This window comes from Pseudoselenomonas ruminantium (genome assembly GCF_900104055.1).
Classification (GTDB): domain Bacteria; phylum Bacillota; class Negativicutes; order Selenomonadales; family Selenomonadaceae; genus Selenomonas_A; species Selenomonas_A ruminantium_C.
Window position 1 is genome coordinate 60,129 of the sequence record NZ_FNJQ01000017.1, and the last position, 8,469, is coordinate 68,597.

The 8,469-nt window shown below is 55.3% G+C and carries 10 protein-coding genes and 1 tRNA gene; all 11 read left to right on the top strand.

What is annotated here, in order from left to right; all coding sequences use genetic code 11:
• The first annotated feature begins 7 nt into the window (after nt 1–7).
• The 11 genes from tsf (at nt 8) to BLQ59_RS08445 (ending at nt 8,302) form a co-directional block, all read left to right on the top strand.
• Complete coding sequence (tsf, locus tag BLQ59_RS08395; protein ID WP_074572414.1) at nt 8–874, top strand: translation elongation factor Ts; 867 nt, start codon at nt 8–10, stop codon at nt 872–874.
• Nucleotides 875–1,082: 208 nt separating this feature from the next.
• Entirely contained in the window at nt 1,083–1,763 is a 681-nt protein-coding gene (locus tag BLQ59_RS08400; RefSeq protein WP_074572415.1) for a Crp/Fnr family transcriptional regulator, read from the top strand.
• Between the two features lie 3 nt (nt 1,764–1,766).
• Nucleotides 1,767–2,396, top strand: a complete 630-nt coding sequence (locus BLQ59_RS08405; protein WP_074572416.1) for an ABC transporter ATP-binding protein — start codon at nt 1,767–1,769, stop codon at nt 2,394–2,396.
• Nucleotides 2,368–3,039 carry a heme exporter protein CcmB gene (locus BLQ59_RS08410; protein WP_074572417.1) on the top strand — a complete coding sequence of 224 codons (672 nt, stop codon included), beginning with the start codon at nt 2,368–2,370 and terminating at the stop codon, nt 3,037–3,039. The genes BLQ59_RS08405 and BLQ59_RS08410 overlap by 29 nt, the downstream gene beginning before the upstream one ends.
• A 16-nt stretch (nt 3,040–3,055) precedes the next feature.
• Nucleotides 3,056–3,688: a cytochrome c biogenesis protein CcsA gene (gene ccsA / locus BLQ59_RS08415; RefSeq protein ID WP_074572418.1), complete on the top strand. Its 633-nt coding sequence runs from the start codon at nt 3,056–3,058 to the stop codon at nt 3,686–3,688.
• Nucleotides 3,685–4,050 (top strand): cytochrome c maturation protein CcmE domain-containing protein, encoded by a 366-nt coding sequence (locus BLQ59_RS08420; RefSeq protein ID WP_074572419.1) that lies wholly within the window; start codon nt 3,685–3,687, stop codon nt 4,048–4,050. Before ccsA (BLQ59_RS08415) ends, BLQ59_RS08420 begins: the two co-directional genes overlap by 4 nt.
• Nucleotides 4,051–4,080: 30 nt before the next feature.
• Nucleotides 4,081–6,183, top strand: a complete 2,103-nt coding sequence (gene ccsA / locus BLQ59_RS08425; protein WP_074572420.1) for a cytochrome c biogenesis protein CcsA — start codon at nt 4,081–4,083, stop codon at nt 6,181–6,183.
• 70 nt (nt 6,184–6,253) lie between these two features.
• Nucleotides 6,254–6,329: transfer RNA gene (locus BLQ59_RS08430), tRNA-Thr, on the top strand.
• A 237-nt stretch (nt 6,330–6,566) separates the two neighbouring features.
• Entirely contained in the window at nt 6,567–7,331 is a 765-nt protein-coding gene (locus BLQ59_RS08435; RefSeq protein WP_074572421.1) for a hypothetical protein, read from the top strand.
• A gap of 78 nt (nt 7,332–7,409) precedes the next feature.
• Nucleotides 7,410–7,718, top strand: coding sequence for a hypothetical protein (locus tag BLQ59_RS08440; protein WP_074572422.1), 309 nt, complete (start codon nt 7,410–7,412; stop codon nt 7,716–7,718).
• Between the two features lie 26 nt (nt 7,719–7,744).
• Nucleotides 7,745–8,302, top strand: a complete 558-nt coding sequence (locus tag BLQ59_RS08445) for a gamma carbonic anhydrase family protein (RefSeq protein WP_074572423.1) — start codon at nt 7,745–7,747, stop codon at nt 8,300–8,302.
• Nucleotides 8,303–8,469: the final 167 nt, after the last annotated feature.

Below are 8,469 nucleotides of genomic sequence, written 5' to 3' on the forward strand. Positions count from 1 at the left end.
AATATAAATGGCAATTACGGCTGCAATGGTTAAAGAACTGCGCGAAAAGACTGGCGCAGGCATGATGGACTGCAAGAAGGCTTTGACGGCTACCGATGGTGACGCTGCCAAGGCTGTTGACTGGCTCCGCGAAAAAGGCATTGCCAAAGCTGAGAAGAAGGCTGGCCGCGTAGCTGCTGAAGGTGCTGTAGGCGCTTTCGTTGCTGCTGATGGCAAGACGGGCTGCGTTGTGGAAATCAACTGCGAAACCGACTTCGCTGCTGGCAACGAACAGTTCAAAGAACTGCTGGCAAAGGTTGCTGAGCACATCGTTGCTACGAAACCGGCTGACCTCGACGCTCTGAACGACAGCGAAATCGAAGGCAAGAAGGTTTCCACGCTGATCACCGAAGCTACGGCTACGATCGGCGAAAAGATTTCCCTGCGCCGTTTCGTTTGCTACGAAACCGAAGGCAAGCTGGCCAGCTACATCCACATGGGCGGCAAGATTGGCGTTCTCGTTAACCTGACGGGTGGCGACGATCAGCTGGGCAAGGACGTTGCTATGCAGATCGCTGCAGCAGCTCCGATGGCTGTTGACCGTGATGGCGTTGATGCTTCCGCTCTGGAACACGAGAAGGAAGTTCTCCGCAAGCAGGCTGAAGAAGAAGGCAAACCGGCTAACATCATCGAACGCATGGTTGAAGGCCGTATCAACAAGTTCTACAAGGAAGTCTGCCTCAACGAACAGATCTTCGTCAAGGATTCCGAAAAGACCATCAAAGATGTACTCGGCGACGTCAAGGTTACCGAATTCACCCGCTTCCAGCTGGGCGAAGGCATCGAAAAGAAGCAGGACGACTTCGCTGCTGAAGTTGCTGCTCAGCTGAAGTAATTCAGTAAATAAGCAATATCCAGGACCTGTCAACAGTTTGACTGTTGACAGGTCCTTTTTGTATATTCCTCCAATGCAGGAACTTCCCCGCTATGCTAGAATAATTACAATATAATGTTGCAACAGCAACGTAGTGCTCGAAGTTTTACTGTTATAATAGACTGAGAGAAAACGGGATGGAATTGTGTATTATTTAGGAGGGAAGGTAATGCAGGTGTATCATCTGGATTTGCATGAGCTGCCTTTGTTCCGGGATGTGTCGGCGGAGGAAGTGGATAAGTTCATCGCTGCCACCGGGGCGGCTATCAAGCGAGTGGGCAAGGGTAAGCGGATTTTGGAGGCTTATGAGGAAAACCATAATATCGGTGTTATCGTAGAAGGGGAAGCGCAGGTGCTGGCGGAAGATCGCTTCGGCAATGAAGCGGTGAGCCATAACTTAGAGCGCGGGGCTATGCTGGGCAGCACCTCGGCCATCATGCCGCAGGTGCCTTATGATATGGCCATCGAGGCTCTGACCGATGTGCTGGTGCTTTGGATTCCCTACAAGGCACTACTTACGGCAGGGCCGAAGCTTGGGCGCACGCATGGCATCGTGATGAAGAACCTGTTGGAGGCTTTCTGCCGCAAGAACGTGCTGATGATGCAGAAGATCAAGATCCTCTCGCAGAAGACCTTGCGGGAGCGGCTGATCCTGTATCTCTTGTATAAGGAACAGCGGCAGGGCAAGGGGAAAGTCCATGTGCCGGGACGCGTGCAGCTGGCCAAGGAGCTGGAATGCAACCGCAGCGCCCTGACAAGGGAAATAAGTGCCATGCACAGTGAGGGGATGCTCTATGTCGGGGACGACTGGATGGAACTGGATGCCGATAAACTAGCGGCAATGGGTTAAGCTATGGTGACGATTGAATTTGCAGAAGTCAGCCAGCGCTTTCATGGGCGGCAGATTTTCGCCCCGTTGGATGTGACGTTGTTCGGGGGAAAAATCACCGCTGTCACCGGTCAGAATGGCAGCGGCAAATCGACGTTCCTGAAGCTGGCGGGCCATTTGCTGCTGCCGAGTTCCGGCAAGGTCGCTGTGACGGATAATGGCACGGAATTGCATAAGGAGGCATTAAGGCAACGGCTGGCCATGGTTACGCCGGAGCTGCGCTTCTATGATCGGCTGACGGCCCGGGAGAATATGGACTTCCTGCTGGGCATGTGGGGCATAAACATAGACGATAAGAAATACCGCAGCCTGCTGGCGCAGGTGGGACTGGCAGAAAGCGCCGTGGCTCATAGCTATGCCGGGGAGTTTTCCACGGGCATGCGCCAGCGGCTCAAGATTGCGGTGCTATTGGCCTCGGGGGCCGATATCTGGCTGCTCGATGAACCGGGGGCCAATCTGGATAAAGCCGGACGCGGGCTCTTGGCCGCGGAGATAAGGCGGGCGGCCGCGCGCGGCGTGCTGGTGGCGCTGGCCACCAATGATCCCGGAGAGGAGGCGCTGGCAGATGAAGTCATCTCTTTGGCAGGCCGTTAAGCTGGTCTTTGTAAAGGAATTCACCGTCGGCATGCGCTTCAAGGCGGCCTGGGCGGCCATGTTCATGTTCGCCCTGACCACATTGGCCTGCGTGAGCCTTGCCCTGCAGGGCGGCGGTCTGGAACCGAAGCTCTCGGCGGCGCTCTTGTGGATCATCATCTTCTTTGCGTCCATGGCCGGGGCGGACCGGGTATTTGCCGATGAGGATACGGCGGGTACCTTGCTGACGCTGAAGCTTTACGGCGGTGCCCAGCCGGTACTCTGGGGTAAGATGCTCTATACCTTTTTCCTGCTGCTGGTGCTGAGCTTCTTTATTGCGCCGTTGTTTCTGGTACTGACCGGAACGGAGGCCGTTGCCGGGGGTGTATTCCTGCTGACATTGTTCTTAGGTACAGCCGGTCTGGCGGCGGCGGGGACATTGCTGGCGGCCTTGACCACCGGAGCACAGGTGAAAAGCGGGCTGTTTTCGGTACTGATGCTGCCGGTCATCCTGCCGGTGTTCCTGCCCGCCATCTTTTTGACGGCGGCAGCTTTCGGGGCAGGGGAAGTGCCGGTCAGTTTCTTAGGCGGTATGGCCCTTTACGATGCGATTTTAGCAATGGGCGCTTCGGTGCTCTTTGACTATCTCTGGTATGAGGATTGATTTTGGAGGCTTGTGTATGGGTGTGATATTGGGCGGTCTGACGCTCGTGATTGTGGGGCTGGTGTTTTTTGTCGTGCCTCCTGCAGAAGGGCTGGGGTATTATGTGCGCATTGCCTTTTTCCATATTCCCGTGGCCTGGGTGGCGGTAATCGCCTTCCTGGTCAGCGCCTTTCAGGGAGCGAAATATTTGCGGGGGCATGAGCTGGCAGCCGATGCGAAGAGCGCGGCGGCGGCGCAGCTGGGCTTTGTCTTTGTGATCCTGGCCACGGTCAGCGGGGCGATCTTTTCCAAGCTGACCTGGGGCGCATATTGGAACTGGGACCCGCGGCAGACGACGATCTTCGTGCTGCTTTTGATCTATGGAGCGTATCTGACCTTGCGGGGCGCGATGCCGGCGGGGCACAAGCGGGCGCGGGCGGCGGCAGTCTATTCGCTGTTCTCGTTCTTGACCGTGCCTTTTCTGGTGTTTATCATTCCGCGGCTGTATTTTTCCCTGCATCCCTCGCCGGTGCTCAATGGCTCCGGGCTGGCGATGGACCATTTGATGCTGGCGGTACTGTTGGCGGCGCTGGTGGATGTCACGGGAATCTTTTACTGGCTGCATAAGAAGCAGGCGGCCAGGCTGATGCAGGAGGGAGAACGCTTATGAATCGCAAGCTGCTATTGGTGGTCCTGCTGTTGGCCTTTGTGGGCTACGCAGGCTGGAGTTTCATGGATGCGGTGACGCCTTATGTGGGCATTGCCGAGGCACAGAAGAGCACGAGCAATGTGCAGGTCAAGGGGCTGCTGGCGAAGAATGCTCCGGCTCCGCATATGGAGGGGGATAATTTCGTCTTCACCCTGCAGGATGAGGACACCGGGGAAACCATGCTCGTGCACTATCATGGCACGAAGCCGGACCAGTTTGACGAGGCCCATCATATCGTGGCCATTGGCCGGTATAAGGACGCGGCTTTTGAGTCAGATAAATTGCTGATCAAATGTCCGTCGAAGTACGAACAGCAGAAATAAACATGGAAATCCGTTTTAGGGGGGACAGCCTTGGTTGGTGTAATCAGTTTAGCTTTGACGCTGGCATTGTCGCTGGCGGCGGTGTTGAGTTTTGCGGCGCAGAGTGAGCGCACCGTGAAATGGGGGCGCTTTTTGACGATAGGGGCGTTTCTGACGGCACTCATAGCCAGCATATACCTGCTGGTCCTGATCTTTCAGGATCGCTTCGATATCGCCTATGTGGCCAGCTATTCTTCTAAGGAATTATCGTCCATCTATAAATTCTCGGCCTTTTGGGCTGGCCAGCAGGGCTCCTTCCTGCTCTGGCTGCTGATCCATGGCGCAGCGGGCCTGTATCTGGCTGTGAGACGGGAACTATCGGCGGCGGGTATGGCGGTCTATATGGCGCTGATGGCCCTGCTGACCGTGCTCGTCATGGCCAAAAGTCCCTTCGTGCCCAATGAGAATGTGGTGGAAAACGGCATGGGCTTAAATCCCCTGCTGCAGGACCCCTGGATGGCTATCCATCCGCCCATTATCTTTATCGGCTACGCCCTGCTCGCTATACCTTTGGTCTATAGCGCGGCGGCTCTGCTGACTGGTCAGAAAGGGAAAGAATGGCTGCCCGCTGCCCGTCGCTGGGCGCTGGTTGGCTGGAGCTTCCTGGGGGCCGGCATCTTTATCGGCGGCTACTGGGCCTATAAGGTCTTGGGCTGGGGCGGCTTTTGGGGCTGGGACCCCGTGGAAAATTCCTCGCTCGTGCCCTGGCTCGTGGCCGGTATCTTTGTCCATGTGCTGCGTGTGGCACAGATTCGGGAAGCGGCCATCACGATGGTACATCTGGCGGGTATCTTTGCTTATGCCCTGGTGCTCTATGGGACGTTCTTGACGCGCAGCGGCATCTTGGGCGATTTTTCCGTTCATTCCTTTGCCGGCACGAGCATCGGCATGACCATTGCCGTGGCCAATGGCCTGGTCTTATTGGCTGGACTGTTATTGCTGATGGTCCGGGCTAAGAGCCTGCCGCAGGGTGAATATTATCCGGCCTATGGCAGCCGGGAATTTATCGTGCTGTTGGGAGCTCTTCTGCTGGTCTTTATGAGTGCAATCATCTTCCTGGGCATGTCCATGCCGCTCTTCACGCAGCTATTAGGCAAGCCGGCGGCTGTGGACACGGATTTCTATGTGCGCACGACTATGCCGCTGGCGATTGCCATGCTGCTGACGATTTCCTGCGCTTTGCTGCGCGGCTATGGGGAAGGGAAGATCCTGGCCGGCGGTCTGCCGCTGATTGCCTTGGGAATCGTAGGCGCTGGCTGTGGCTATGCCGCAGGCGTCCGGCAGTTCATGCCTTTGCTTTTGGCTGCTGCTTCCTTGATGGCGTTGGGGGCAACCGTCATTTCCTGGCGCAGGCATGGCATCAATAACGGCGGCATGATAGCCCATGCCGGTTTGGCGCTTTCGCTGCTGGCCATCGTGTTGGCCGGTTCCGGCAGCCAGTCCTATAGCAGGGAAATGACTGTGGGGGAAAGCTATGAGATCTTTGGTCATGACGTGACCTTCATGGGACAGGAATTCATGGACGGCGGCAAGGAAAAATACTATGTCTATCAGGTGGACGGGCAGGAGGTCAAAGCTTTGACCAAGCTACGGGCCAATGGTGAGGATGCCGCTAGGGAACCGGCTATCGCCAAAGGGCTGGGCGGGGATGTGTATTTAGCACCCACGCCGCCGCAGGACAATGGCCGCATGCAGATGATCCTGAAGCAGGGGCACATGAGCATGGATGAGGATTTTGCCTACCGCTTTGAAAAGGTAAGCGTGGAGAAAAATGAGCAGGGCGGCATGACGGTCACGGCAGATGTGGCTATCACCGATGGCAATACCGTTGAACATGCCGACCTCGTGCTGGTCGGCACGCGTGACGGCGGCACGGCAAAGCCCGTGGAAATATATGGCGGGCAGAAACGACTGCGGCTCACCGGTGTCACGCAGAATCAGAAGCAGATCCGCATTGAGAGCATGCCGTCTGTGGAAGCAGAAAGCAAGCAGCCCATCACCACTAACGTCAGTGTCAAGCCCTGCATCTGGCTGTTATGGCTCGGCAGCATCATGGTCTGTGTCGGTACGTTATGGGCGGTAAAAAGATTTTAAAAAAAGATATTGACAGATAGCTGGGGTATCGCCTATAATATATTTTGTCAGTTACGGAAGTAATTGCATTGCTGATTTAGCTCAGTTGGTAGAGCAGCTCATTCGTAATGAGCAGGTCGTAGGTTCGAATCCTATAATCAGCTCCATTGAAATTCAGAGGCTTCGCATTGCGGGGCCTTTTTTGCTATGAAATTTTTGCGAGTCATACCCAAAGGGCACAGGCGCCGATAGGCGCAGAATCGCTTAGATTTCGTTTAAGGGCGTAGTGCGAAACATCGTTTCGCACGAAGTTTGTATTTATTTTTCGGTTGGCAGGAAAGGTCTTGACCTTTCCTGTTTGCTTTTATATCATGGAGAGAGAATGATTTACGGAGGCAAGGGAATTGTTAGAACATCTTAGTTTTGAGCTGGAAGAACTGGGTTTGAAGGTAGAGATTGTGGTGCGGGAGCGCCAGTTGCATTATAAAGTCAATGATGGGGAGTCTGCCGTGCTCGATGGCGGGCGGCGCTGGCTGCGGCGGCTGGAGAAACTCCATCTGGGGGGCTGGCGGGCCAGCTATCAGCCGCCTGTGCCGCCAGCTGTGCACAGCCTCTGGCATCTGTCCTTCCGGGACAGCAAGATTGGGAGCCGCCGCATCGTGGGCGATAATGCCTATCCCGGGAGTTGGGCAGCGCTGGTTGACCTCATGAATGAGATTCCCGGTGTGGAAATCAGTCGGGTAAAACAGTTGGAACAGGTATCTATCATCTTGCACGATACCTTGGATAATCCCCGGGGCAGCATCTATTTGCCCAAACAAAAAAAGATCAGCCTGGTGGAAAAGCTGATCATCAATCGGGGCAAGCATCTGTTGGTATTCACCCGTCATAAGCAGGGCTTGGGCTCCGAGCGCCATGCCTTTGATTCCGTGCGCAATGTGCCATTGCTGCTCGAACGCATCGCCGAACATGCTGCTGAATGGCAGTGCCAGCAGGACAGCATCATCGACGATTACCTGCCAAGGGTAGAGTGGAAACTGCTCTGGCGGGATGGCACGGAAGATACCGGCAGTTACACCCTGCGCGGCGATGCCATGCCCGAAGCATGGAAGACCTTCATGGAAGAGATCGGCCGCTTCACCGGCAATATGCGCGGAAGAATGTTTTAAAACAGGCAGGAATCAGCTTCCTCTTTGTCGAAGAACTTCACACTAGATGTGGGGAATCGACAGGAGGAGGAGAGAATCATGTCGGAGCCGATTCAGACGGGACACAAGGTGTTTCTCGGTAACAATAAAATGAACATGGAGATGCTCACGGTAAAACCGTATTATGTGGCTACTCCCGGTTCGGACCTGACGCAGGAGGAAATGGAGGCTGAGGCCATGGAGGCCATGAAGGGCAAGAAGCCCCAGCAGGCACCGCCTCCGCCCGCCGCAGAAGAACCTGCCATGGAAGCAGGTTCGCCGGAAGATATTGCTGCCCGGATTGCCGGTGATCGCACGAAGAATCAGGCTGATATCCTAGAACTTGCCAAGAATCAGGTGGGAGACTGATTTTTGGGAGGAGGTAACTTTATTCCATGTATACTTTACAAGATGATGTATTTCAGGGCTTGCGCCCGCAGATCCATGCTGAGGCCTTCGTGGCACCGCAGGTGTTCCTGGCCGGTGATGTGCGGGTGGGGAGATTCTCCAGCATCTGGCCGGGGGTGTCTGCGCGCGGGGATGTGAACTATATCTCCATCGGCGAATGCACGAACATTCAGGACTTGGTGTGCTTGCATGTGGCTGATGACAATCCCTGCATCATTGGTGATTATGTAACGGTTGGTCATGGAGCAGTGCTGCATGGCTGTGAGATTGAAGACCATGTGCTGATTGGCATGAGCGCGACCGTGCTCACGGGCGCCAAGATTGGCCGCGGTTCCATTATCGCTGCTGGTGCGCTGGTCAAGGAAAATGCCGTAATTCCGCCAAATTCCCTCGTGGTCGGTGTGCCGGGGAAGGTCGTCCGCACCCAGGACCGCATGGAGAGCATCCATGCCCAGGCCATCAAGTATAAATGCGAATGGGCCATCGGCTACGGCGTCAAGCCGGATATCGAAGGCGAAGTATATCACGGGGAAAAAATCATCTAAAACGGACAAGCAAAAGCCCGCTGACATTTTGATCAGCGGGCTTTTTAGTAAATTGCAGTTTATCGGGCAGTTCGTGCTGAAGGTATCCCGTTCATACGTTGTCAGGGGTTCACGGGGGAGTACTTTTGCTGTTTCCGCTAAACGTCCCTCCCTGTCAAGTTAGAGCT